Origin of the sequence: Hominenteromicrobium mulieris (genome assembly GCF_046197855.1) — a bacterium.
In the GTDB taxonomy this organism is placed as follows: Bacteria; Bacillota; Clostridia; order Oscillospirales; family Acutalibacteraceae; genus Hominenteromicrobium; species Hominenteromicrobium mulieris.
The window spans coordinates 1450211-1474987 of sequence record NZ_CP173188.1; the positions used below are offsets into that span (position 1 = coordinate 1450211).

The window sequence follows — 24777 nt, forward strand, 5'->3', positions numbered from 1 at the left end:
AGACCGCAGCTTCAGCCGGGTGCATCGAAAAGTGTTGCGCCCGGTTTTTTGTGCGCGCGTAAACTGAATTTTTTGTGAAAAAGCCGTCTTTGGCTTTAAAATTGAAAAAAGCTGTGCTATAATACGAATACGAAAGCATATTTATGCAACTATACCTTTTGAAAATTCGGTTTTAAACTATTTCAGGAAGGAAAATTTCAGAGATGAATAATCATTTTTTTGAACAGAAGGACTGCGGCTTGCAGGCGTTCTGGAGCAGCACGCCGCAGTTTAAAACGGCACGCGTTTCCGCACACCTTGTGCTGCCGCTTACCACGCCGGAAAATGCGGCTTTATATGCACTCGTCCCGAATATAATCTCCCGTGCGACGCGCGAATACCCCGATTACACGCAGTTCGGCAAGCGCCTTGCGGAGCTGTACGGCGCTTCGGTGCAGCCGGGTGTAACGCGTGTGGGCGATAACCAGATTTTAACGCTTGCCGCAGCCGGCATTGCGAACCCGTATGCGTTCGGCGGCGAAGATGTGCAGCAGGCGCTTTCCGAAATGCTGGAGAGCATTCTGTTCACGCCGCTGTGCGATGAAAACGGTCTGTTCCCGGAGGACGGTTTTTTGCAGGAACAGCGCCAGCTTTTGGAGACGCTTGACGCGGAATATAACGATAAGGCGACGTATGCCATGCAGCGCTGTGTGCAGACCATGTTTGCGGGCGAACCCGCAGGTGTGCCGCGCATCGGTACGCGCGAGGCGATCTTGAACGCGACCCGCGAGGGCGTGAAAGCGGCGTGGGAGTATGCCGTAAAGCACGCGCAGATCTGCCAGTTCACGATCGGCGACGGTGCGGACGACCGCTTTGCGCAGCAGCTTGTAAAGCGCCTCGGCATGCGCGACGCGGTGTCCATTGAAACAAAGCGCCACACAGCATCGGGAGACGTAAAGCGTGTGACGGAAGAAATGCCCGTTGTGCAGTCTAAGCTCGTCATGGGCTTTGCCATCGGCACCACGCCGGAAGAGCGCCTTGCGGCAAAGCTGATGTCCGTTGTGCTCGGCGGCACACCGAGCAGCAAGCTCTTTATGAACGTGCGCGAAAAGCAGAGCCTTTGCTACTACTGCGCCGCGCGCCACGATACGCCGAAGAACGTCATGCTCGTGCAGAGCGGCGTGGAAACGAAAGACCTCGACCGCACGGAAGAAGCGATTTTAAAAGAGCTCAACGATATGAAAAAGGGCAATATCACGGACGATGAGATTCTCTTTGCAAAGCTCGCCATGTGCAACAGCTACAACGCCGTGGCAGATTCCGCGGCATCCATGGAGACATGGTATCTCAGCGGCATGCTGCAGGGCAAGCTCCACACGCCGGAGGAATATGCGGAGTGTATCATGAACATCACGAAGGACGAGATCGTCAGCGCCGCCGAGCGCGTCACGCTCGATACGGTCTATAAGCTGAAAGGAGCGGCAAAATGAGCGCAGAAATGAAGAATACCCTTGTGGAAAGTAAACTTCTTCGGGACGGCTACCGCTGCGTCAAACACGCAAGCGGCCTGACCGTGTTTATATACCCGAAAGCGGAAATGCGCAGTACGTATGCGGTGTTTGGCACGCGCTACGGCTCCATCGATAAGGTCTTTAAACGCAGCGACGAGGATAAGGCAGAGACGACACCCGCGGGCATCGCGCATTTTTTGGAGCACAAGCTTTTTGAAAGCGAAGACGGCGACGCATTCGGCCGCTATGCCGAGATCGGCGCTTCCGCAAACGCGTATACGTCGTTTGAGACGACGCGCTACCTGTTCTCCTGCACGGAAAACGCAGAGCAGGCGCTGGAGATTTTGCTCGACTTCGTGCAGTCCCCGTATTTTACAAAGCAGACCGTTGAAAAAGAGCTCGGCATCATCGGCCAGGAAATCAAAATGTATGACGATGATCCGCAGTGGCGCATGATGTTCAGCCTGCTGCGCGCCATGTACCACACGCACCCGATCAAGGACGACATTGCGGGCACGGTGGAGAGCATTGCGGAAATCACCCCGGAGTACCTTTACCGCTGCTACAACACGTTCTATAACCTCAACAACATGGCACTGTGCGTCTGCGGCAACTGTACGGAGGAGGAAGTCCTCGCGCTGTGCGACAAAATGCTGAAAAAGAGCGAGCCCGTTGAGGTGGAACGCGTTTTTGAAGAGGAGCCCGATACCATCGTGCAGCCGCTCGTCGAAGAAAAGCTGCCTGTGGCGTGCCCTATGTTCCAGTTCGGCGTGAAAGAGGCCGTAACCGGTGCGCACCGCACGGAAAAAGACCTTGCCGTCACCGAGGTGCTGCTCGACATTATGGCGTCCGACAGTTCGCCGATGTTCCGCAAGCTCTTAGATGCGGGCCTTGTGAACGAAGCTTCCTTCAGCTACGAGTATTTTGAGGGCACGGGCTACGGTGCGCTGCTGTTCGGCGGCGAATCCGGCAACCCGGAGGCCGTGTGTGATGCCATCCGTGAGGAAATGGCACGTTTAAAGCGCGAAGGTGTCAAGGAGGAAGACGTGCGCCGCAGCGCGAAATCCCTTTACGGCGCGAATGTTTCCGGCCTCAATAGCCCGGATGTCATCGCGAACGCCGTGATGACCATGCACTTTAACGACCGCGAGCTGTTCCGCTACATTGAGTGCTTCTCCGAGATCACCGCGGAAGACGTGAACGCGCGCATTCAGACGCTGTTTGATATGGACAAAACGGCGGCTTCCATCATTCGTCCGTTGGACGAAGCTTAATCGAAAGGATATACAGTCATGACGCATCAAGTTCAGTTCCCGAATCTCGGAATTTCGGTGGAGGTCAATCCCATCGCGTTTCAGGTCGGTAATTTCACCATTTACTGGTATGGCATCATCATCGGCATCGGTTTCCTGCTGGCGGTGCTGTACGGTTTTTCCTCCTGCAAAAAAATGAATATCAATAAAGACCACCTGCTCGATGCCATCATCGCCGGCTTGCTTGGCGGCATCATCGGCGCGCGTCTTTACTACGTCATCTTCTACCCGGGCGACAAGTACATCACGAACCCGATGGAGATTTTCAACATCAAAGAGGGCGGCCTCGGCATTTACGGCGGCATTATCGGCGGCCTGCTGTGCGGCGGCATCGTCGCGAAGATCCGCAAGATGAACCTGTTCGCCGTGCTGGATGTCGCGTCTCTTGGCTATCTCATCGGTCAGGGTGTCGGTCGCTGGGGTAACTTTGTGAACCAAGAAGCTTTCGGCTGCGCGACCGACCTGCCGTGGGGCATGTACAGTGACCGTACCGCCGCAGAAGTGGTAGGCAATGTGCACCCGTGCTTCCTTTACGAATCGATTTTGTGCCTTTTAGGCTTTGTTTTACTGCATCTATTCACGCGCCACCTGCGCCGGTATGACGGCCAGACGTTCTTATTATACATCATCTGGTACGGCGTGACGCGCTTCTTCATTGAAGGTCTGCGCACAGACAGTCTGCTGTTGCCGGGTATCGATCTGCGCGTTTCGCAGGTGCTTGCTGCGGCTTCTGCACTCGTCGCTGTTGTTTTGCTCATCGTGTTCCGCAACTGCCATAAGCTTACGGGCTGCGGCAGCCGCAAGGCGATGGAAGCTGCCGGCCTGACAGTTGAAGACAAGGCGGAGAAGGTCGAGATTGACGACACTGCCGAAAGCACCATTTTCTCCGGCATGAGCGCCGAAGAAGCACAGGAGCACATGACGGTCGGCACCGGCGTAAAGAAAACTGCCGAGGCGGAAAATGAAAAAACGGAAGGAAATGCGGATGCGAACACTTCCGAAGAGCCGTCTGATGAAGCCGAAGAAGCGAATGAAACGGCAGAAGGGGAAAGCGAGGAGAAGAACGATGGCAGTGAGAATTGACGGCAAGGCCGTTGCGGCAAAGGTACGCGGCGAAATTGCCGAAGAAGTTGCCGCTTTAAAAAAGCAGGGCGTTCAGACCGGCATGGCGGTCGTGCTTGTCGGCGAAGACCCCGCGTCTAAAATCTATGTGCGTAACAAAGGCAAGGCCTGCGCCGAGACCGGCATTTACTCCGAGGAACACGTCCTGCCGGAAAACACCACGCAGGAGGAGCTTTTGGCGCTTATCGAAAAGCTGAACGCAGACCCGAAGATCAACGGCATATTGGTGCAGTCTCCGCTGCCGAAGCACTTGAACGAAGCACTCATCGTGGAGCATATCGATCCGAAAAAGGACGTGGACGCGTTCCACGCCGAAAATGTCGGCCGCATCATGATCGGCGATTTCGCGTTTTTGCCGTGTACGCCCGCGGGCATCATCGAGCTCATCCGCTCTACCGGCGTCCCGATCGACGGCAAAAACTGCGTCGTCATCGGCCGCAGCAACATCGTCGGCAAGCCGATGGCTATGCTGCTTCTGCATGAAAACGGCACGGTGACGATCTGCCACAGTCACACGAAAAATTTGAAAGAGATCTGCAAAACGGCGGATATTCTCGTTGTCGCGGTCGGCAAGGCGAAATTTGTCACCGGCGATATGGTAAAGCCCGGTGCCGTGGTGATTGATGTCGGCATGAACCGCGATGAAAACGGCAAGCTGTGCGGCGATGTTGATTACGAAAGCGCCGAGGCGGTCGCCGGTTACCTTACGCCGGTGCCCGGCGGCGTAGGTCCCATGACCATCACAATGCTGATGAAAAACGCCGTAACGGCAGCAAAAATACAGAACGGACTGGTGTAAGTATGAGCAGATTGCTCAGTAAAATCAAGGCCCCGAACGATGTAAAAAAGCTTGCGGCAAACGAGCTGCCGGAGCTTTGCGATGAGATCAGGGAAGAGATCATCAGCACGGTGGCGGACAACGGCGGCCATCTTGCCTCCAATTTGGGCGTGGTGGAACTCACTGTGGCGCTGCACCGTGTGTTCACCTTGCCGGAGGATTGCATCGTGTGGGACGTGGGGCACCAGTCCTACGCGCACAAGCTTTTAACCGGCAGAGAAGAAGCGTTTTCCACGCTGCGCCGCGAGGACGGGCTTTCGGGCTTTCCGTCGAGAGAAGAAAGCGACTGCGACCCGTTTACAACGGGGCACAGCAGCGCGTCCATTTCTTCGGCGCTCGGCCTTTCCGTTGCAAAGGCACTTGCGGGTGACCCCGGCCATGTCATCGCCGTCATCGGCGACGGCGCGTTGACCGGCGGCCTTGCGTATGAGGGCCTCAACAATGCGGGCCGCATCAACCGCAATATGATCGTCATTTTGAATGACAACGCCATGTCCATTTCCCGCAACGTGGGCTCCATTGCGCGCTACCTTTCCTATGTGCGCGCAAAGCCGGGGTATTTGAACGCAAAAGACAGCGTCGAAGCCGCACTGTGCCGCGTGCCGAAGGTGGGCGAGCACATGGCTGCCGAAGTGCGCCGCGTGAAAAACCAAATCAAAAAGAATATTTTCAACACCACGATCTTTCAGGATCTTGGCTTTAATTATTACGGCCCGTTCGACGGACACGACCTGCGCACCTTGACGTCGGTTTTGACGATGGCGCGCGATATGGATAAGCCGGTGCTTATCCACATCCGCACCTATAAAGGACGCGGATATAAATACGCGGAGAACGCTCCGAGCGTTTACCACGGCCTTGCGGCGTTTGACCGCGAAAAGGGCGCGGGCGAAGCCATTGCCAAGGGCTTTTCGCATGCGTTCGGCGAGACGATGTGCACGATAGCCGGTGTAAATGAGAAGCTGTGCGCCGTTACGGCGGCGATGGAATCCGGCACCGGTCTGACGGATTTCCGCGAAAAATACCGCAGCCGTTTCTTTGATGTCGGCATTGCGGAGGAACACGCCGTCACGTTCTGCGCCGGTCTGGCGCGCGGCGGCATGATTCCGGTTTTTGCGGTATATTCCACGTTTTTACAGCGCGCGTACGACCAGCTCATCCACGACGGCGCCTTGCAGCATCTCAAAATTATTCTGGCCGTGGACAGAGCCGGCGTGGTCGGCGAAGACGGCCAGACGCACCAAGGTGTGTTCGATGCCGCGTTCCTGCGCACCGTGCCGGACATTCATGTGTACGCGCCGACGTATTACGATGAGCTTTCGGACAATCTTGATGACTGTATTAAGGGAGAAAACCACCTTTATGCTATTCGCTACCCGCGCGGCAAAGAGCTGTATCGCCCGGAAAACTATACGCTTTCCGGCAAGCCGTTTTATGTGTTCGGCACGGAAGATGCTTCTGCCACGCTTGTGACCTACGGCCGTATGTTCTCGTTTGCATGCGAAGCGGCGGAAACGCTCGAAAAAGAGGGCATAAAGCGCCGCATCGTGAAGCTCAATCGCATCGTGCCGATCGATCCGAAAGCGGTGGAAGCGGTCTTAAGGTGTCCCACGGTGCTGTTCTTTGAAGAGGGCGTCCGCCAAGGCGGCATCGCGGAGGAATTCGGCGCCATGCTGTTGGATCGCAATTTCAGAGGACACTACGAAGTGCACGCTATTGAAAACGGATTCATCAAGCACGCGCCAATGTTCCGCACGCTGCATAAGCTCGGTCTTGACGTAGAGGGCATGGTGAACGCCGTACACACGGCGCTGCAAATCGCAGAAAAGAAAGATGGAAAGGCAGTTTCTATATGAAAAAAAGGATAGACGTCCTGCTTTATGAAAAAGGGCTTGCGCCCAGCCGCGAAAAAGCGCGCACGCTCATCATGGCGGGCTGTGTTTACGCGGATAACCAGAAATTCGATAAGCCCGGTGACACCGTGCGCGAAGACGCAGTCTTAGAGGTGCGCGGCAACACGCTGCGCTACGTCAGCCGCGGCGGCTTAAAGCTTGAAAAAGCTATGCAGCTGTTTCCGATCAAGCTCGAAAACACCGTATGTATGGACATCGGCGCATCTACGGGCGGCTTTACGGACTGCATGCTGCAAAACGGCGCCTCCAAAGTATACAGCGTAGACGTCGGCTACGGGCAGCTCGCCTGGCAGCTGCGCACCGACCCGCGCGTGGTGAATCTGGAGCGTACGAACGCCCGCTATCTCACACGCGAGCAAATTCCGGAGGAGATTGACTTCTTCTCCGTAGACGTGTCGTTCATCTCGCTCAAAATTATTTTGCCCGCCGTGCGTCCGCTTTTAAAGGACGGCGGCAAAGCCGTGTGCCTTATTAAGCCGCAGTTTGAAGCCGGCAGGGAAAAAGTGGGCAAAAAGGGCGTTGTGCGCGACAAAGCCGTGCACGAGGAAGTGGTGCAGATGATCTGCGATTTCGCAGTGGAAAACGGATATTCCGTACTGGGACTTACGTTCTCGCCGGTCAAAGGACCGGAGGGCAACATCGAGTATCTTGTATTCCTCCAAAAAAGCGACGCGCCGGTGAATACGGCAGAAAGCACGCCGCATGAGATCGTGGAAGCATCTCACGCGGCGCTGGACAAAAAGGACTGAGGCTTATGAAAATTGCGGTGATTCCAAATCTGGATAAACGCGATGCGGACACATACACCCGGGAAATTCTGGCGGTTTTGCAGGAAAACGGCGCGGAAACGCTCATGCACGAAAAGCATCGCGGGCAGTATGAACACGTCACGTTCTGCAAAAATCACGCCGCACTGGCGGAAAGCTGCGACCTTATCGTTGCGGTCGGCGGCGACGGCACCATCATCCACACGGCAAAGCACGCGTCCGTTGCGGGTAAGCCCATCCTTGGAGTGAACCTTGGGCGGCTGGGCTTTTTGGCAGGTGTGGAGAAGGACGAGCTGCACAAATTAAAGGCGCTCTTTACGGGCGATTACCGTGTGCGCCGCCTGATGATGCTTTCCGTTACCGTACACAGCGTGAAGGGGGATACAACCTACCGCGCTTTAAACGACGCGGTCGTCTCCGGTGCACAGTCCAGAATTTACGATTTCGGCTTTTCCGTCGACGGTTCCAAGCTTTATAAATTCCGCGCGGACGGCCTCATTTTGGCTACACCGGCGGGTTCCACGGCATACTCGCTCTCGGCGGGCGGCCCGGTGGTAGACCCGGAATCGGAATGCGTAATCTTCACGCCCATCTGCCCGCATGCGCTCTTTAACCGCAGCACGCTGTTCTGCGCAGATAAGACCATCACGGTCAGCACGGACAGCGATTATTCCGGCGAGGTGTATCTCACCATAGACGGTGGCGCACCCATACGCATTCATAAGACGGACACGGTTTCCGTCAGCCGCTCGACCGATTACACTGAGCTTATTCAGACCGACGAACGCAATTTTTACGATATTGTAGACAGCAAATTTATGCAAAGCAGAAATTAAAAGGCAGGAAGGAAGGCAGAAAGCATGAAAACAAGACGCCACGCCAAAATTCTGGAGCTCATCAAAGCACAGGATATCGACACGCAGGAGGAACTCCTGCGCAATCTGCGCGCTTGTGGCTTCGACGTGACCCAGGCAACCGTTTCCCGCGATATCAAAGAGCTTCGGCTCGTAAAGAGTCTTTCCCCGAACGGAAAGTATAAATATTCCACCGGGCGCGACAATGCCCGTGACATTTCCTCCAAGTTCTATTCGCTGTTTGGCGATTCGGTTATGAGCGTGGAGGCGGCCGGCAACATGATCGTTGTCAAGTGCATGACCGGCATGGCGCAGGCGGTCTGCGCCTCTATGGATACGCTGCATTTCCCGGATTTCATCGGCACGTTGGCCGGTGAAGACACCATTCTCATCATCTGCAAAACGGATGAGATTGCGGAGGAAAAGCAGAACGAGCTCAGAAAGCTGATTGGCGGGGTCTGATATGCTGACGCAGCTTTACATTCAGAATATCGCCGTCATCGAGCAGGCGTCTATCGATTTTGAACCGGGCTTCACCGTTTTGACCGGCGAGACCGGCGCGGGCAAATCCATCATCATCGACGCGATCTACGCCGTGCTCGGTGAGCGTACCTCAAAGGAGCTTGTGCGCACAGGTGCGGAGCAGGCGAGTGTTTCGGCACTTTTTACGGATGTTTCTCCGCAGACGCAGCAGGTTTTGCGTGAGCTGGATATTCCGCTTGAAGACGATGGCAGTTTGCTTATTCGCCGCGAGATTCGCCCGCACGGTCGTTCCTCCTGCAAGCTCAATAACATCCCGGCGACCGTTTCCATGCTGCGCGCCGTCGGCGGCACGCTCATCGATATTCTCGGCCAGCATGAAAGCTACAAGTTGCTTTCACCGGAAGTGCACGGCACGTATATCGACAGCTTTGCGGGCGCATACGGTCTGCTTGCGGAGTACCGCGCGGCGTATACGGCGCTGCGCCGCATCAAAGGCGAGCTCGATGCGCTCGAATCCGACGAGGGGCAGAAGTCCCGCCGCATGGATATTTTGCGCTATCAGATCGAAGAATTAGAAGCTGCACAGCTGCGCGTCGGCGAACAGGCAGAGCTGACCGAGCGCCGCGATGAGATCCGCAACAGTGAGCGTATCGTGCGCGGTGTGGGCGAAGCTGTCACGCTTTTGCAGGGCGATGAGGACAATGGCGGTGCCATCACAGCCGTATCCGTTGCGGCAGAGTCGCTCGAGCAGGCGGCGCGCTATGCACCGTCGCTTTCAAACGTCGCCGAGCATGTCCGCGACGCCGAATACGCACTGACAGATGCCGCAGCGGAAATCTCCGATTACCTCGATAACGCCATGTTCGACGCAAACGAGCTCGATGAGATTGAAAGCCGTCTGGAAGTTATCTACCGCTTGAGCCTCAAATACGGCGAAACGGAGGAAGAAATGCTTTCGTTCCTCGACCGTGCCCGTGCGGAGCTTTCGGACATCGAATTTTCCGATGAAAAAAAAGAATTACTTTTGCAGCAGTATGAGCAGAAGAAAAAAGAAGCGGTGACGCTTGCAAAGCAGCTATCCGCGAAGCGCCGCGCCGCGTGTGAGAGCTTTTCCCGCCGTGTGCGGCAGGAGCTTTCAGAGCTCAACATGCCCGGCGTTGTTTTCACCGTGGAGCAGGAGCGCACACCGTTGACAGCCTTCGGCTGCGACCGCATCCAGTTCCTCGTCTCCGCAAACGCAGGTGAGGATCCGAAGCCTATGTCGAAAATTGCGTCCGGCGGCGAGCTTTCGCGTATTATGCTCGCCATCAACACCGTGCTGTCTGAGGATTCCGGCGCGGCCGAAACGCAGATCTTCGATGAGATTGACACCGGCATCAGCGGCGAAGCGGCGAATAAGGTTGGTATCAAGCTGCGCTGCGTCTCCAAAAACGCGCAGGTCATCTGCGTCACGCACCTGGCGCAGATCGCCGCCATGGCGGATAACCACCTGTTTATCGTCAAAAAGCAGGAGAACAACAAAGCGTACACGGCGGTGCACACGCTGACGAAAGACGCGCGCGTCCGCGAGATTGCCCGTATTATCGGCGGCGATGACATCACGCCGTTAAAACTCAAAATGGCTGAGGAGATGCTCAGTCGGCCGCATGAATCATGAATGTTAATCCTGTGAAGATAAATAGCTTTACAATCAAAATAAGTAAAGCTATATCACTTGTCGGTACACTTACGACAATTTGCATTCTGCTTTTGCTTTCGCCGGTTCTGTTCGGACAGAACGCATTTGCTGTAAAGCAAACTGACTGCACAGGTTATCCCGTGAATTCGCTTGCATATTACGCATATATGCCGGCCGAAGATTATTTCCCGGGTGACTGCGCGGCGATTCAAACCGAACGCGGTCTATCGCTGCTGACGCTGACCGAAAACGACCCTGAAGCCCGCGTTTGGCATACGGCGGAGGACTTTAAAGTCTATGCCGAGGTGCCGTATGAATATTTAGAGGGCAAAGTGAGCGCATTCTGCCTGCCGCATATGGGTTTCGTCGCGGAGGATTGGCCCGTTCTGTTGCCTATATTTGCAGGGGGCGCGGCGCTTTTCTATACATTCTCGCGCGTTCTGCCGAAAAAACTATATCAGCCAAAGTACGGCAGAAAGCCGGGGGAGGAGGCCGAAAATGGAGCTGACACCTGAATATATAAAGGCTGTTCGCTTTACAGTAAAGCGCGGCAACACCTACGATGCCGCCGAGGTGGACGCGTTCTTAGACGAACTTTTAGTTGCTGTTACCGCACGGCAAAACACTCCGGATGCCGATACCCTTGCGGCGGTGTGTACCATACGCGCCGAGATGACGGAGCAGATTACCCGCGCAGTACTCGAAGCCGAAAAGCGCATTGCACCCCTGCTTTCGGACGAAAATGCGGTTTAGCCGCCGATTTTTTCGGATTTTACGCTGTTTTTGTGCACAAGTATTTGACAAGAGAGCGGGATATGTTATAATATAATCGAAATAGTGTTATGCCCTTTCAAATATGTCCGTAGGAGAACGCAATGAACATCGCACATCTGAAATATGCGGTGGAAGTAGAGAAGACCGCATCCATCACTAAGGCTGCCGAAAACCTTTTTATGGGGCAGCCGAACCTCAGCCGCGGGATTAAGGAGCTTGAGGAGACGCTCGGCGTCAAGATCTTTAAGCGTACCTCAAAGGGCATTGTGCCCACACCGCAGGGAGAGGAGTTTCTCGGCTACGCCAAGAGTATTCTGGCACAGATCGAAGAAATGGAGTCGCTTTATAAGCCCGAAAAGAATAATAAGCTGAAGTTCAGCATCTCGGTGCCGCGCGCCAGCTATATTGCGGATGCGTTTTCCAAGTTTGTCCGTGAGGCGGATATGTCAAAGGAAATCGAGTTTAGTTTCAAAGAAACGAACGCTATGCGTGCCATTCGCAACGTGGTGCAGGAAAACTACGGCCTTGCCATCGTGCGGTATCAGACGATCTTTGAGAGCTTTTTTACGAACATGCTGCGCGATAAGGGCATGAAGTCGGAGAACATCTGGGAATTCGAGTATCAGCTTCTCATCTCCAAAAACGACCCGCTCTCGCAAAAGAATGTTGTGGATATAGAAGACCTTTCCGGCTATATCGAAATTTGCCACGGCGATCCGTTCGTGCCGTCGCTGCCGATGTCCGACATCAAAAAGGCAGAGATGGACGAAAACGTCACCAAACGCGTGTATGTTTACAGCCGCGGCAGTCAGCTCGACCTTTTGGCGACGGTGCCGCACACATATATGTGGGTCTCGCCGACGGATGTGGAACAACTTGAACGCTATGAGCTTGTGCTAAAACCGTGCCGCGGCAACAAACACCGCGTGTATAGAGATATTTTGACGTCCAAAAAGGAATATAAATATACGGCGGTCGATAAACAGTTCATCGAAAAGTTGTATGAGGAGCGCGATTTATTGAGCGCAAAGTTCGGCACGCCGCATGCGGAGTAGAAATCCGCCGAAGTTTGTATTTGATTTAGTTTGTCTGTTTTTTAACGTGTCGTTGGGGCTTTTTTGCTTTCATATCGATGAAATTATATCGATATTTGAAAATGGGTATTCCATTTGGTCGTTTCTTGTGTTAAAGTATTAGATGTTTGGTTTATTTTGATTTTCTGTTTGGATGGGGGTTGGCTGCGTCATGGTGAATCGCAGCATTTCAAAACAAACGCTGCTCAGGTTACCGCTTTACCTGAATTATATGAAGCAGCTCGGCGAAAACACGCCGGAACACATTTCCGCCACGACCATCGCAGAGGCGCTGCGCCTCAACCATGTCGTTGTGCGCAAAGACCTTGCAGCGGTCAGTTCGGCCGGCAAGCCGAAGGTTGGTTACAACACAGAGGCGCTCATCGCAGAGCTTGAGGAATTCTTAGGCTACAATGATGTTGATGACGCCATCATCGTCGGCGCGGGCAAGCTCGGCAAGGCGCTTTTGACGTATGGCGGCTTTAAAGACTGCGGCATGAACATTGTGGCCGCGTTCGATATCGATGAAGAGGTATGTGAGGAAGATTACGGCGGCAAACGCATTCTGACAATGGATAAGCTGATGGATCTGTGTGAGCGCATGCGCGTGCGCATCGGCATCATCGCGGTCCCGGCAGAAAATGCGCAGGCCATCTGCAACTTGCTCATTGAAAGCGGAATTCTGGCTATCTGGAATTTCGCGCCCGTGCATCTCGATGTGCCGGAGGGCATATTGGTACATAACGAAAACCTCGCCGCGTCGCTTGCGCTCTTATCTAAGCAGCTCAAGGAGAAATTTGACGCCAATACCTAAGTTAGCTTGGCAGAAAAGGAAGATCCCTTTTCTATGCCATTAGATAAACAAATAAGTAAAAACCAAAAACTAAGAAACGGAGTTTGATTAGAATGAAAGTTATCATCTGCATCGGCAGCTCATGTCATCTGAAAGGTTCCCGCCAGGTCGTGGAAAAGCTTCAGGCGCTCGTAAAGGAAAACCACCTCGAAGATAAGGTAGAACTCGGTGGCACTTTCTGCATGGGTGACTGCGTAAACGGCGTCAACGTCACCGTAGACGGCGAGAAGCATTCCGTATCTCCCGACACCACCGAGGAATTCTTCCAGAAAGAGATTCTCGCAAAGGTTCAGTAAGCATAAGAAACAAAAATTTAGCCGGTGCAAGAGCCTTTTTGCATCGGCTCTCCGTGCGTAAGCTGCTGTGTGCGGCAAAACGCAGCAGAAAATAGGAAGTAAGGGTGATTAAGTTGTTGACAGCCGGAATGAAAGGCAAAGCCGAGACCGTTGTTACAGAGAAGAACACAGCCAAAGCCATGGGAAGCGGCACGCTGGACGTTTTTGCAACGCCCGCTATGGTCGCGCTGATGGAAGAGGCGGCTTGGAAGTGCGTTGCGCCGGAATTAGAGCCGGGCATGGGCACTGTGGGCACGCTGATGAATGTGCAGCACACGTCCGCAACGCCGCTTAGCATGCATGTTACGGCAGAGTGCGAACTTACCGAAGTGGACAACCGCCGTTTGGTGTTCACGGTTAAGGCGTTTGACGAGGTCGGCCCCATCGGCAGCGGTACCCATGAAAGATTCATCGTCAAGGATGAAAAATTCGTAGCGAAAGCGAACGCTAAAAGAGGATAAGTTAAAGAGAGGATAATAGGGTATGCCAGACTACCTGAAGCTCAAAAAGTCTAACTGTCAGAACTGTTATAAGTGCATCCGTCATTGCCCTGTCAAGTCCATTCGTTTTCAGTCCAGTCAGGCGCATATCGTAAAAGACGAGTGCATTCTCTGCGGTCAGTGCTTTGTCGTATGTCCGCAGAACGCAAAAGAAATCCGAAATGACGTACCGATTGCGGAGATGTTCGTCAAGGGTGAATGTCCCGTGGCAGTCAGCCTTGCGCCATCCTTTGTAGCAAATTACCCGGGCGCTACCATCGAAACGATGCGTGCGGCGCTCAAAAAGCTTGGCTTTGACCGTGTAGAGGAGACCGCCGTAGGTGCGTCCGTCGTCAAGACCGAATACGAAAAGATCATTAAAGAGCGTCGGCAGAGCGTCATCATTTCCACATGCTGTCACTCTGTCAATACGCTTGTGCAGAAGTATTACCCGGAGGCTCTGCCGTACCTTGCACATGTTTTGTCGCCGATGCAGGCGCACTGTAAGATGCTGAAGGAGGAAGACCCGGAACTGAAGACCGTTTTCATCGGGCCGTGCATCTCCAAAAAGGCAGAGGCCGACGAAAGCCCGTATGTGGACTGTGTGCTCACGTTCGAGGAGCTTTCCGCCTGGTTTGAAAAAGAAGGCATCACCGTGGAAGCAGGCGAGGATCACACGGAAGAAAGCCGTGCGCGCCTGTTCCCGACGACCGGAGGCATTCTGCGCACCATGGTGTGCGATGACCCCGAGTATACATACATGGCGATCGACGGCGTGGAAAACTGCATCAACGCGCTTGAAGACATCAAGAGCGGTAAAATGGAGAACTGCTTTGTCGAGATGAGCGCCTGCTTCGGCAGCTGCATCAACGGCCCGGCTATGGATCAGGGCCAGCGTCAACCTGTGCAGGATTTTATCGCGGTTAATAAGTATGCCGGCAAAAAGGACTTTGTGGTGCCGCAGCCGGCTTCCGAAGAGCTCAAGCACGATTTTGATTATATCAGCCTGTATCACCTCATGCCGGGCAACATCGAGATTGAGGCTATCCTCAAAAAGATGGGCAAGACTCGCCCGGAGCAGGAATTGAACTGCGGTGCCTGCGGCTATAATACCTGCCGCGAAAAGGCCATCGCTGTTTATCAGGGCAAGGCGGAGATTTCCATGTGCCTGCCGTATCTGCTCGGCAAAGCGCAGTCGTTCTCCGATACCATCATCAACAACACGCCGAACGGCATTTTGGTGCTGAACGAATCGCTGGAAATCCAGCAGATCAACGCTGCCGCGCGTAAGATCGTGAACGTGAAGCATACATCCGAGGTGCTCGGCAAGCAGGTCATCCGCATTCTGGACCCGCGCGTCTTCATCGACGTCATGCAGTCCGGCCGCGGCGTGCGCGACGAGCGTGTGTACCTTGCGGAATACGGCAAGTATGTCGACCAGACCGTGCTCTACGACCGCAACTATCACATTATCATGTGCATCATGCGTGATGTGACGGATGAAATGAACGAACACCTGAAAAAAGAAAAAATGGGGCAGCAGACGATTGAAGTCACCAACCGTGTGATCGAAAAGCAGATGCGCGTCGTACAGGAGATCGCATCGCTGCTCGGCGAGACCACGGCAGAAACGAAAATCGCGCTCACCAAGTTAAAGGAATCGCTGCAAGATGAATAATCTCTGTACAGATATTGGCTGGATGAGCCTCAACAAAAAAGGTGAACAGCTTTGCGGCGATCACGTTGACATCGTTCCGCAGGGAGAAAATTCCACGGTGGTTGTGCTGGCAGACGGCATGGGCAGCGGCGTTAAGGCGAACATTCTTTCCACGCTGACCGCAAAGATCATCTCTACCATGATGGCGGAGGGGCTGCATGTCGAAGACTGCGTGGAGACCATTGCGTCTACACTGCCCATCTGCGCGGTGCGCGGCGTGGCGTATTCCACGTTCACCATCATCCGAATCATAGAAAATGAAGAAGCGGAGATCATTCAGTATGATAACCCGTTCGTGGTTCTGCTGCGCAACGGCAAAAACTGGGAATACCCGCGCGAAGCCGTCGAGATCGGCGGCAAAACGATCTATAAGACCCGCATCCCGATTCAGAAGGATGACACGTTCATCGCGTTCAGCGACGGCGCCATTCATGCCGGCATCGGCATGTCGCTGAATTTTGGCTGGGAGCGCAAGGACATCATTGACTATATGGAGATGATGTACGACGAAAGCTTCACGGCAAAAACGCTCAATGCGCTGCTGCTCGATGAGTGCAACAAGCTCTACGGCGGCCAGCCGGGCGACGATACCACCGCGGTCTGCGTCAAAGTGCGCGAGCGCTGCTGCGTGAACCTGATGATCGGACCGCCGTCTAAACCCGAAGATCTCGCGAAAATGCACGAGGCGTTCTTCTCGGCACCCGGCAAGCGGATTGTCTGCGGCGGTACCACGTCTACGCTTGCGGCGGAATACCTCAAAAAGCCCATCATCGCACAGCTCGATTACCTCGATTCCGATATTCCGCCCACGGCGAAGGTCGAAGGACTCGACCTTGTCACCGAAGGCGTCATCACCATGAGCAAGGTCGTCGAGTACGCGAAGGATTACCTTGAGGAAAACCGCAAGTACAGCCAGTGGGGCTATAAGCGCGACGGCGCGTCTATGATCGCCCGCATGCTGTTTGAAGAAGCGACCGATATCAACTTCTTTGTCGGTCGTGCGGTAAACCCGGCGCACCAGAACCCGAATCTGCCCATTAACTTCAACATTAAGATGCAGTTGGTCGAAAATCTCTGCACCTCGCTCGAGAAGATGGGCAAAAAAGTTAAGGTATCTTACTTCTAAGCGCAGAAAAGCTTCTGCGTATAGAGTGTCTCGGCACTCTAAGGAAGGTTTGAAAATATAGAAAAGGAAGTCTCTGTCCAAAGCAAGAAAGGTTTGATGTGAAGAATGAGAAAGTTTGATACGAAAATCCAGTATTTGAAGTATAAGGTCCTGCGCGAGGTCGCACGTTACGGTTTTGAGGATAACCTCGACGCCGCATACTATGAGATTCCGAAGCTGATCGTCAAAGAAAAACCGACGATGCGCTGCTGCATCTACAAAGAGCGCGCCATCGTTGAGGAGCGCATCAAGCTCGCTATGGGCGGCGACAAGAAAAACCCGAACGTCATCGAAGTCATCGAGATTGCCTGCGACGAATGCCCGGTCAGCGGCCATGTCGTCACAGAGTCCTGCCGCGGTTGTCTTGCACACCGCTGCGAGGACGTATGCCGCCGCGGCGCCATCACGTTTGATGAGCAGCAGAAGGCGCACATCGATAAGTCGAAATGCGTAGAGTGCGGCCAGTGCGCAAAGGTATGCCCGTACAGCGCCATCATCAACCAGAAGCGTCCGTGCGAAAAGGCCTGCAAGATTAAGGCCATCAGCATGAGCAGCGAGGAGCATCGCGCAGCGCATATTGATAACGAAAAGTGCATCTCCTGCGGCGCCTGTGTCTACCAGTGCCCGTTCGGCGCAATCGTCGATAAGTCCTTCATTCTCGATGCTGTCAACCTTATCAAGGGCAGCCACGAGAATCAGGACTACAAGGTTTACGCGGTCGTAGCACCGTCCGTTTCCAGCCAGTTCAGCTATGCAAAGCTCGGCCAGGTCATCACCGGCATTCAGCGCCTCGGCTTCTATCATGTCATCGAAGCGGCGCTCGGCGCAGATATGGTTGCGTATAAGGAAGCGGCAGAGCTTGCGGAAAAGGGCTTCCTCACAAGCTCCTGCTGCCCGGCATTCGTTTCCTACATCAAGAAGAACTTCCCGACCATGGTTGATAAAATCTCGCACAACCTGTCTCCGGCAGCTGAGATCGGCCGCTACATCAAGGAGACCACTCCGGGCGCAAAGGTCGTTTTCATCGGGCCGTGCACCGCGAAGAAGATGGAGTTCAAGGAAGGCGAGCCGGCAAGCCGATACATTGACTGCACGCTGACCTTTGAAGAGCTGCAGGCGCTGTTCGACAGCCGCAACATCGACCTCACCACGCTCGAAGAAGGCGTGCTCGACAACGCCTCCTACTACGGCCGTATCTTTGCGCGCAGCGGCGGTTTGTCCGACGCGGTTGTGGAAGCGCTCAAGGAGCAGAACAACGAAGACTTCAAGCTCAACGCCATCGCATGCGACGGCATCGAAGCCTGCAAGGCGGCTTTGCTGCGTGCCTCCAAGAATGTTCTGCCGAACAACTTCATTGAGGGCATGGCGTGCACCGGCGGCTGCATCGGCGGCGCAGGCTGCCTGACCCACGGCGAAAAGAACAAGGCAGATGTCGATAAGTACGGCAAGCAGGCGATGGAGAAGACAATCCTCGACGCCATCTCCGTGACCGATGTCGGACCGGAAGCCGAATAATTAACCGAAATGAGATCCGGTCTGCTGTGCTTGCAGGCCGGATTTTGTTCTGTTCCGAAAAAACGCGTAAACTGTACGTGGTGCTAAACTTTTAACAAAACATTTTGCAAAGACGCGCCGTTTTCCGTGCAGATGCAGATTTTTTCGGTTTGCCGTGAGTTTTCATTGTACTTTTTAAAAAATTGCGGTATAATAATACAAATCGGCTTAAAGCGCTGCTTTTGGCCGTGTGTGGTAAAAAACAAGACGTATGAGGACACACCTCACTCCCGGGGAAAGGAATGCTTTCATTTCAGAAAGCGGTGGCTGAATTATGGCACAGAATCTCTCTAACGATCATATTAACCTGACCATGCTGACGGATTTCTATGAGATCACTATGGCAAACGGCTATTTTGCCAACGGTTTTAAGGATACCATCGGCTACTTTGATATGTTTTTCCGCAAAGTGCCGGACGGCGGCGGATTTGCCATTATGGCAGGCGTGGAGCAGCTCGTCAATTACTTGAGTGAGCTTTCTTTCACGCAGGAGGATATCGATTACCTGCGCTCCAAGCACATTTTTCGCGAAGAGTTCCTCGATTATCTGAAGAACTTCAAGTTTACCTGCGATGTTTGGGCTGTGCCGGAGGGCACGCCGATCTTCCCGGGTGAGCCGATCGTCACCGTGCGCGGCCCGGTCATTCAGGCACAGTTTGTGGAGACCATGGTTTTGCTGTCCATCAACCACCAGAGCCTCATCGCAACGAAGACAAACCGCATCGTGCGCGCTGCGGACGGCAGAGCGGTTATGGAGTTCGGCTCCCGCCGTGCACAGGGCTTTGACGGCGCCATTTATGGCGCGCGTGCCGCATATATCGGCGGCTGCATCGGCACTGCCTGCACCATCAGCGACCGCCGTTTCGGCGTTCCGGCGCTCGGCACCATGGCGCACAGCTGGGTACAGCTTTTTGACAGCGAATACGAAGCGTTTAAAGCGTATGCCGAAGAATATCCGCACAACTGTACGCTGCTCGTCGATACATACAACGTATTGAAATCCGGTGTGCCGAACGCCATCCGCGTCTTTAACGAAGTACTCGTGCCGCAGGGCTTCCGCCCGGCCGGCATCCGCATCGACAGCGGCGACATCACGTATCTTTCCAGAAAAGCGAGAAAGATGCTCGACGACGCCGGCTTTGAAGACTGCAAGATCTGCGCATCCAATTCCCTGGATGAATACATCATCCGCGATATGCTCATGCAGGGCGCAAAGGTTGATTCTTTCGGCGTAGGCGAGCGTCTCATCACGTCTTCCAGCGAGCCGGTGTTCGGCGGCGTTTATAAGCTGGCGGCTGTTGAAAAACCGGACGGCACTATCGTTCCGAAGATCAAGATCAGCGAAAACGTAGCAAAGATCACCACACCGTGCTTCAAGGAGGTTTGGCGTATTTTTGACCGCGAGACCGACAAGGCCATTGCGGATGTCATCACGCTGAACGACGAGGTCATCGATGACGAGAAGCCGTATACGATCTTCGACCCGAATCACACGTGGAAGCGCAAGACTGTGGAGAATTTCCGCGCCGTGCGCCTGCGCACCCAGCTGTTTAAAAACGGCGAGTGCCTGTATCAGCCGCGTGCCTTAAGCGCTATCCGCGCGCATTGCCTCGCGCAGGTCGATACGCTGTGGGAAGAAGTAACGCGATTTGAAAACCCGCACAGCTACTATGTGGACCTTTCTCAGAAGCTGTGGGACGAGAAAAATCGCTTGCTTTCCGAAAACCAGTATTAAAATCCAATCATTTCACAAATTTTGCGAGTAAGCCGGACAGCTGCGGGTGTACGCCGAAAGGCCGCATCTGAGGAAAGTCCGAGCTCCACAGGGCGAGAATAACGGCTAACGGCCGCCGGGGGCGACCCCAGGGAAAGTGCAACAGAGATATACCGCCTGCATTGCAGGTAAGGGTGGAAAGGTGCGGTAAGAGCGCACCGGCGCGCAGGAGACTGCGCGGCCATGTAAACCCTATTCGGAGCAACATCGTGGAGAAACATATACGTCGGCCCGGCGGTTTCGAGGAGATGGCTTGAGCTGCACGGCAACGTGCAGACGAGAAAGATGGTTGTCCAAGACAGAACTCGGCTTATAGGTTTAGTCGCAATCTTGAATAAAGGGGGACAGAGAGTGCAATCTTTCTGTCCCTTTTACTTTTAACATCGGGAGAACGGCTGCGGTCGTTCTCTTTTTGCGTATTCGCGCGCTTTACTGCTCGATAAAGCACAGAGGCAGGACCCGAGCGATGAGGTGAACATTCGCATCAATGTTGTGCGCTTTTACGGCGAAAAGGACTGCGGACTGCTCAAACACGCGCCTTTGGGCTGATTTTCCGGAGAATTTCAGGAAAATAGAATTTTCCTCTTGCAAAACCGAAAAAACTGTGGTAGGATAGTCAAAACAAATTTGAAAGAGAGGGGTATGACAATGTTCCGCTTTGTCCGCGTTATGATGAATATGCAGTCCGCAAATGCCATGGGTAACGGTACTTGCTGCGGGCCTACATTGTCATACGCTTTTTGAGAGTTAGAAAGAACCTAACCGCATAAATTGCAATGAACAGTGCAGGCTGAATGAACGGTCTGCACTGTTTTATTTTCAGGAGAAATCAGGAGGAAACACAATGGAACACAAGGGGACTGTCACACTCGAAACGCCAAGACTCATTTTACGCCGCTTAACGCTTGCGGACGCAGAGCCGATGTACCGCAACTGGGCGTCCGACCCTGGGGTCACAAAGTTCCTCACATGGCCCACGCACAGCAGCGTAGAGGTAACAAAGCAGATCCTCGCGCTGTGGGCATCGCACTATGAGGAGCTCAACTATTACCAGTGGGGCATTGTTGTAAAGGATGAAAACGCGCTTATCGGCACCATCACTGCGGTAAAAACGGATGATGAGATTAAAGCGGCAGAGATCGGCTACTGCGTCGGCCGAAACTGGTGGCACAAGGGCTATACGAGCGAAGCGCTCGGCGCCGTGATCGATTTTCTGTTCGATGAGGTCGGCCTCAACCGCATCGCGGCGCGCCACGATGTGAACAACCCGAACTCCGGCGGCGTGATGAAAAAGTGCGGCATGCAGTTTGAGGGCATCATGCGCGAGGGTGCAAAAAACAATGGGGGACTGTGCGACATCGCAAATTATGCGATTTTGAAGAAAGATCGCGCATAAATCACGTTTTCGGGGAGAAAATTCAAAATTTTCCTTGCTAAACCGATAGCGTTTGTAGTATGATAATAAAAGTGATTATTTGCGGAGAAATGCCGCATGCCAAAGCGTAGGTTTTGCGTGTGCAGTTTAAGTGCCGCACGGAAAGGAATGTGGTCATCATGAAAAGAACAGAAATCGCGGCCCTCTACGGATCGCCGGAGACCTTTGGCGATACGCAGGTCACGGTCTGTGGCTGGGCGAGATCGATCCGCGACTCCAAAGCGCTCGGATTTATCGATCTGAATGACGGCAGCTGCTTTAAGGGCGTACAGATCGTCTTTACGGCGGAAAAACTCGAAAATTACAAGGAGATCGCTTCCCAGAATGTCGGCGCTGCGCTGCGTGTCACCGGTACGTTGCTGCTCACGCCGGAAGCGAAGCAGCCTTTTGAAATTCAGGCGGAGGAGATTACCGTTGAGGGTGCGTCCTCGCCGGAATATCCGCTTCAGAAGAAGCGCCACACGGTGGAATACCTGCGTACGGTCGCGCACCTGCGCCCGAGAACGAACCTCTTCAACGCAGCGTTCCGCGTGCGTTCCGCTGCGGCGTTCGCCATCCATAAGTTCTTCAACGAGAACGGCTTCACCTATGTGCATACGCCGATTGTCACGGGCAGTGACTGCGAGGGCGCGGGCGAGATGTTCCAGCTGACAACGCTCGACCTCGTCAATGTTCCGAAAAACGAGGACGGCACGGTCGATTACAGCAAGGATTTCTTCGGCAAGCAAACGTCCCTCACCGTTTCCGGCCAGCTTGAGGCGGAGTGCATGGCCATGGCGTTCGGTAAGGTCTATACGTTCGGCCCCACGTTCCGCGCAGAGCGCTCCTACACGCAGCGTCACGCGGCAGAGTTCTGGATGGTCGAGCCGGAGATCGCGTTTGCCGATCTCAACGACGACATGGATCTCATGGAGGCCATGATTAAGTACATCATCAAAGACGTTATGGCGCGCTGCCCGCAGGACATCGACTTCTTCAACCAGTTTGTCGATAAGGGCCTCAAAGAGCGTCTGGAGCATGTGGCAAACTCCGATTTCGTCCGTATCTCCTATACGGATGCCGTAAAGCTCCTCGAGAAGAACAACGACAACTTTGAATATAAGGTCTCCTGGGGCTGCGACCTCCAGACCGAGCACGAGCGCTACCTCACTGAAAAAGAGTTCGGCAAGCCGGTGTTCGTCACCGATTACCCGAAGGAGATCAAGGCATTCTACATGCGCCTCAATGACGATGACAAGACCGTTGCGGCAACCGATCTGCTCGTGCCGGGCATCGGCGAGCTGTGCGGCGCAAGCCAGAGAGAAGAGCGCTACGACGTGCTTCTGAACCGCATCCGTGAGCTTGGCCTTAACGAGGAGGATTACTGGTGGTACCTCGACCTTCGCCGTTTCGGCGGCAACAAGCATGCAGGCTTCGGTCTCGGCTTCGAGCGCATGGTCATGTACCTTACGGGCATCTCCAATATCCGCGACGTACTGCCGTTCCCGCGCACAACGGGCTCTGCGGAGTTCTAAATTTCATAAAAGTAATTTTGCCGGTGCAGTTCGCTGTGCCGGTTTTTGCTTTGTTATACACTTGTCAGAATGAACGGAAAAGCAGGAAAACACGTCGTACAATCGTGCAAAACGGGAAAAAATGCAAGATTTATAAATAAGGCTTGCATTTTTAGCTTATTTGCATTACAATAAGAATTGTTTCAGGCGCTATTGGAGCGTAAAAATGAATTGAATGCTTATTTTTCAATTCAAAATCTTATTTATGGAGATGTTTTCGTGGCGTACGCAAACTTGAGCAAAGCAGAATTACAGAAGGTTTTCGATGAGCTTTCCGCAGAATATAAGGGCTATCAGGCCAAAAATCTTGCGCTGAACATGGCGCGCGGCAAGCCTAGCGCAAAACAACTGGAGCTCGCCCTCGGCGTTTTGGAAGCGCTGAAAGCGAGAAGCGAATTTGCGAATTCCAACGGTGATGACTGCCGTAACTACGGTCTTTGGGACGGTCTGCCGGAGATGAAGCGCATTTTCGCCGATATGGTCGGCGTACCGGCTTCGCAAGTCATTCTCGGCAACAACTCAAGCTTGATGATGATGTTTGAGGTTATTTCCCGCGGCTTCTCGCACGGTTACAACGGCTGCACGCCGTGGTGCAAGCTGGATAAGAAAAAATTTCTCTGTCCGGTGCCGGGCTACGATCGCCATTTTGCCGTAACGGAGTATTACGGCTTCGAGCTTATCAACATCCCGATGTATGCTACCGGCCCGGATATGGATCTCATCGAAAAGCTCATCAAGGACGATGACTCCATTAAGGGCATTTGGTGTGTGCCGAAGTATTCAAACCCCACGGGTGTCACGTATTCCGATGAGACCGTCCGCCGTTTCGCCGCATTAAAACCGGCTGCAAAGGACTTCAAAATCATGTGGGATAACGCCTATTGTGTGCATGACCTCACCGATACGCCGGATACGCTGCTCAATATCTACGATCTCTGCGTTGAAAACGGCACGGAAGATCAGATCTTTATTTTTGCCTCTACGTCCAAGATCTCGTTCCCGGGCGCCGGTGTGGCCGGTCTCGCCACGAGCGATAACAATATCCGCGATTTCAAAGAGCACACGCTCACGTCCACCATCGGCCCGGATAAGCTGAATCAGCTGCGCCACGTGTTGTTCCTGCACGACATCAACGGTGTGCGCGCCCTCATGAAGGGCCACCGCGCCATTTTGGAGCCGAAGTTCCGCCTGTGCGAGCTGATGCTGGAGGAAAATATCGGCGACCTCGGCATCGCCGAGTGGAATAAGCCGAACGGCGGCTATTTCATCAGCGTTGATGTGCTTGACGGCTGCGCAAAGCGCGTCGTGCAGCTGTGTAAAGAAGCGGGCGTCATCCTGACCGATGCCGGTGCGACGTTCCCGTACGGCAAAGACCCGCACGACAGTAATATTCGTCTTGCGCCGTCGTTCCCGCCGCTTGAAGAGCTCGAACAAGCCATGGAAGTTTTCTGTTGCGCCATCAAGCTTGCCGCTGCAGAAAAGCTGCTGAACGCGTAAAAATTTCATACAAAATACAGAGCAAGAGAGGGATAGACCGTCCTTCCCTTGCTTTTTTGCATAAAAGCGGACATCTTTTTAAAATCGCCTTGACGCCGAACATAGATTTT

General features: G+C 53.8%; 22 protein-coding genes and 1 other RNA gene. All 23 read left to right on the plus strand.

Annotation, left to right across the window (positions count from 1 at the left end; translation table 11 throughout):
• Positions 1 to 203: 203 nt before the first annotated feature.
• The 23 genes from yfmF to ACI0CA_RS07105 all read left to right on the plus strand — a co-directional run bounded on the left by yfmF (position 204) and on the right by ACI0CA_RS07105 (position 24667).
• Positions 204 to 1469 (plus strand): EF-P 5-aminopentanol modification-associated protein YfmF, encoded by a 1266-nt coding sequence (gene yfmF / locus ACI0CA_RS06995; protein WP_308448235.1) that lies wholly within the window; start codon positions 204 to 206, stop codon positions 1467 to 1469.
• A gap of 8 nt (positions 1470 to 1477) precedes the next feature.
• Entirely contained in the window at positions 1478 to 2764 is a 1287-nt protein-coding gene (gene yfmH / locus ACI0CA_RS07000; RefSeq protein WP_446807068.1) for an EF-P 5-aminopentanol modification-associated protein YfmH, read from the plus strand.
• 18 nt (positions 2765 to 2782) lie between these two features.
• On the plus strand, positions 2783 to 3886 hold the full coding sequence (gene lgt, locus ACI0CA_RS07005; RefSeq protein WP_308448237.1) for a prolipoprotein diacylglyceryl transferase: 1104 nt from the start codon (positions 2783 to 2785) through the stop codon (positions 3884 to 3886).
• Complete coding sequence (gene folD, locus ACI0CA_RS07010; RefSeq protein WP_418560389.1) at positions 3870 to 4724, plus strand: bifunctional methylenetetrahydrofolate dehydrogenase/methenyltetrahydrofolate cyclohydrolase FolD; 855 nt, start codon at positions 3870 to 3872, stop codon at positions 4722 to 4724. The genes lgt and folD overlap by 17 nt, the downstream gene beginning before the upstream one ends.
• 2 nt (positions 4725 to 4726) lie before the next feature.
• Positions 4727 to 6619, plus strand: a complete 1893-nt coding sequence (gene dxs, locus ACI0CA_RS07015; protein ID WP_308448239.1) for a 1-deoxy-D-xylulose-5-phosphate synthase — start codon at positions 4727 to 4729, stop codon at positions 6617 to 6619.
• Positions 6616 to 7425, plus strand: a complete 810-nt coding sequence (locus ACI0CA_RS07020; protein WP_308448240.1) for a TlyA family RNA methyltransferase — start codon at positions 6616 to 6618, stop codon at positions 7423 to 7425. The genes dxs and ACI0CA_RS07020 overlap by 4 nt, the downstream gene beginning before the upstream one ends.
• Positions 7426 to 7430: 5 nt before the next feature.
• Complete coding sequence (locus tag ACI0CA_RS07025; RefSeq protein WP_308448241.1) at positions 7431 to 8279, plus strand: NAD(+)/NADH kinase; 849 nt, start codon at positions 7431 to 7433, stop codon at positions 8277 to 8279.
• 24 nt (positions 8280 to 8303) lie between these two features.
• A complete protein-coding gene (gene argR / locus ACI0CA_RS07030) occupies positions 8304 to 8759 on the plus strand; it encodes an arginine repressor (protein ID WP_176820049.1) in 456 nt (151 codons plus the stop codon).
• 1 nt (position 8760) lies between these two features.
• The gene (gene recN / locus ACI0CA_RS07035) at positions 8761 to 10437 is read left to right on the plus strand and encodes a DNA repair protein RecN (RefSeq protein ID WP_446806385.1); all 1677 of its coding nucleotides are present in this window, start codon (positions 8761 to 8763) and stop codon (positions 10435 to 10437) included.
• A gap of 188 nt (positions 10438 to 10625) precedes the next feature.
• Complete coding sequence (locus tag ACI0CA_RS07040; protein ID WP_418525902.1) at positions 10626 to 10973, plus strand: hypothetical protein; 348 nt, start codon at positions 10626 to 10628, stop codon at positions 10971 to 10973.
• Complete coding sequence (locus ACI0CA_RS07045) at positions 10957 to 11211, plus strand: DivIVA domain-containing protein (protein ID WP_308448244.1); 255 nt, start codon at positions 10957 to 10959, stop codon at positions 11209 to 11211. The genes ACI0CA_RS07040 and ACI0CA_RS07045 overlap by 17 nt, the downstream gene beginning before the upstream one ends.
• Positions 11212 to 11333: 122 nt before the next feature.
• Complete coding sequence (locus ACI0CA_RS07050; RefSeq protein ID WP_395506424.1) at positions 11334 to 12287, plus strand: LysR family transcriptional regulator; 954 nt, start codon at positions 11334 to 11336, stop codon at positions 12285 to 12287.
• Between the two features lie 190 nt (positions 12288 to 12477).
• Positions 12478 to 13119 carry a redox-sensing transcriptional repressor Rex gene (locus tag ACI0CA_RS07055; RefSeq protein WP_316686154.1) on the plus strand — a complete coding sequence of 214 codons (642 nt, stop codon included), beginning with the start codon at positions 12478 to 12480 and terminating at the stop codon, positions 13117 to 13119.
• A gap of 92 nt (positions 13120 to 13211) precedes the next feature.
• The gene (locus tag ACI0CA_RS07060) at positions 13212 to 13454 is read left to right on the plus strand and encodes a (2Fe-2S) ferredoxin domain-containing protein (RefSeq protein WP_176820043.1); all 243 of its coding nucleotides are present in this window, start codon (positions 13212 to 13214) and stop codon (positions 13452 to 13454) included.
• Positions 13455 to 13567: 113 nt separating this feature from the next.
• Positions 13568 to 13954: a thioesterase family protein gene (locus ACI0CA_RS07065; protein WP_308448246.1), complete on the plus strand. Its 387-nt coding sequence runs from the start codon at positions 13568 to 13570 to the stop codon at positions 13952 to 13954.
• Positions 13955 to 13976: 22 nt separating this feature from the next.
• Positions 13977 to 15650, plus strand: coding sequence for a [Fe-Fe] hydrogenase large subunit C-terminal domain-containing protein (locus tag ACI0CA_RS07070; RefSeq protein WP_308448247.1), 1674 nt, complete (start codon positions 13977 to 13979; stop codon positions 15648 to 15650).
• Positions 15643 to 16815: a SpoIIE family protein phosphatase gene (locus ACI0CA_RS07075; protein ID WP_176820040.1), complete on the plus strand. Its 1173-nt coding sequence runs from the start codon at positions 15643 to 15645 to the stop codon at positions 16813 to 16815. The genes ACI0CA_RS07070 and ACI0CA_RS07075 overlap by 8 nt, the downstream gene beginning before the upstream one ends.
• Before the next feature lie 105 nt (positions 16816 to 16920).
• Positions 16921 to 18369, plus strand: a complete 1449-nt coding sequence (locus ACI0CA_RS07080; protein WP_308448248.1) for a 4Fe-4S dicluster domain-containing protein — start codon at positions 16921 to 16923, stop codon at positions 18367 to 18369.
• 313 nt (positions 18370 to 18682) lie between these two features.
• On the plus strand, positions 18683 to 20143 hold the full coding sequence (locus tag ACI0CA_RS07085; RefSeq protein ID WP_308448249.1) for a nicotinate phosphoribosyltransferase: 1461 nt from the start codon (positions 18683 to 18685) through the stop codon (positions 20141 to 20143).
• A 24-nt stretch (positions 20144 to 20167) separates the two neighbouring features.
• Positions 20168 to 20511, plus strand: an RNA gene (rnpB, locus tag ACI0CA_RS07090) — RNase P RNA component class A.
• 515 nt (positions 20512 to 21026) lie between these two features.
• Positions 21027 to 21578 carry a GNAT family N-acetyltransferase gene (locus ACI0CA_RS07095; RefSeq protein WP_308448250.1) on the plus strand — a complete coding sequence of 184 codons (552 nt, stop codon included), beginning with the start codon at positions 21027 to 21029 and terminating at the stop codon, positions 21576 to 21578.
• Between the two features lie 158 nt (positions 21579 to 21736).
• Positions 21737 to 23131 (plus strand): asparagine--tRNA ligase, encoded by a 1395-nt coding sequence (gene asnS / locus ACI0CA_RS07100; RefSeq protein WP_417422621.1) that lies wholly within the window; start codon positions 21737 to 21739, stop codon positions 23129 to 23131.
• A gap of 258 nt (positions 23132 to 23389) precedes the next feature.
• Complete coding sequence (locus tag ACI0CA_RS07105) at positions 23390 to 24667, plus strand: aminotransferase class I/II-fold pyridoxal phosphate-dependent enzyme (protein WP_417422620.1); 1278 nt, start codon at positions 23390 to 23392, stop codon at positions 24665 to 24667.
• The last annotated feature ends 110 nt before the right edge of the window (positions 24668 to 24777 follow it).

Excerpts from the sequence above, each read along its gene's own strand:
- yfmH (WP_446807068.1), top strand. The coding sequence starts at position 1,478 with ATGAAGAATACCCTTGTGGAAAGTAAACTTCTTCGGGACGGCTACCGC.
- ACI0CA_RS07055 (WP_316686154.1), top strand. The coding sequence starts at position 12,478 with ATGGTGAATCGCAGCATTTCAAAACAAACGCTGCTCAGGTTACCGCTT.
- ACI0CA_RS07050 (WP_395506424.1), top strand. The coding sequence starts at position 11,334 with ATGAACATCGCACATCTGAAATATGCGGTGGAAGTAGAGAAGACCGCA.
- lgt (WP_308448237.1), top strand. The coding sequence starts at position 2,783 with ATGACGCATCAAGTTCAGTTCCCGAATCTCGGAATTTCGGTGGAGGTC.
- ACI0CA_RS07075 (WP_176820040.1), top strand. The coding sequence starts at position 15,643 with ATGAATAATCTCTGTACAGATATTGGCTGGATGAGCCTCAACAAAAAA.
- yfmF (WP_308448235.1), top strand. The coding sequence starts at position 204 with ATGAATAATCATTTTTTTGAACAGAAGGACTGCGGCTTGCAGGCGTTC.
- ACI0CA_RS07020 (WP_308448240.1), top strand. The coding sequence starts at position 6,616 with ATGAAAAAAAGGATAGACGTCCTGCTTTATGAAAAAGGGCTTGCGCCC.
- ACI0CA_RS07095 (WP_308448250.1), top strand. The coding sequence starts at position 21,027 with ATGGAACACAAGGGGACTGTCACACTCGAAACGCCAAGACTCATTTTA.
- ACI0CA_RS07070 (WP_308448247.1), top strand. The coding sequence starts at position 13,977 with ATGCCAGACTACCTGAAGCTCAAAAAGTCTAACTGTCAGAACTGTTAT.
- ACI0CA_RS07060 (WP_176820043.1), top strand. The coding sequence starts at position 13,212 with ATGAAAGTTATCATCTGCATCGGCAGCTCATGTCATCTGAAAGGTTCC.
- asnS (WP_417422621.1), top strand. The coding sequence starts at position 21,737 with ATGAAAAGAACAGAAATCGCGGCCCTCTACGGATCGCCGGAGACCTTT.
- ACI0CA_RS07045 (WP_308448244.1), top strand. The coding sequence starts at position 10,957 with ATGGAGCTGACACCTGAATATATAAAGGCTGTTCGCTTTACAGTAAAG.
- ACI0CA_RS07080 (WP_308448248.1), top strand. The coding sequence starts at position 16,921 with ATGAGAAAGTTTGATACGAAAATCCAGTATTTGAAGTATAAGGTCCTG.
- ACI0CA_RS07040 (WP_418525902.1), top strand. The coding sequence starts at position 10,626 with ATGCCGGCCGAAGATTATTTCCCGGGTGACTGCGCGGCGATTCAAACC.
- dxs (WP_308448239.1), top strand. The coding sequence starts at position 4,727 with ATGAGCAGATTGCTCAGTAAAATCAAGGCCCCGAACGATGTAAAAAAG.
- ACI0CA_RS07025 (WP_308448241.1), top strand. The coding sequence starts at position 7,431 with ATGAAAATTGCGGTGATTCCAAATCTGGATAAACGCGATGCGGACACA.
- folD (WP_418560389.1), top strand. The coding sequence starts at position 3,870 with ATGGCAGTGAGAATTGACGGCAAGGCCGTTGCGGCAAAGGTACGCGGC.
- recN (WP_446806385.1), top strand. The coding sequence starts at position 8,761 with ATGCTGACGCAGCTTTACATTCAGAATATCGCCGTCATCGAGCAGGCG.
- ACI0CA_RS07085 (WP_308448249.1), top strand. The coding sequence starts at position 18,683 with ATGGCACAGAATCTCTCTAACGATCATATTAACCTGACCATGCTGACG.
- argR (WP_176820049.1), top strand. The coding sequence starts at position 8,304 with ATGAAAACAAGACGCCACGCCAAAATTCTGGAGCTCATCAAAGCACAG.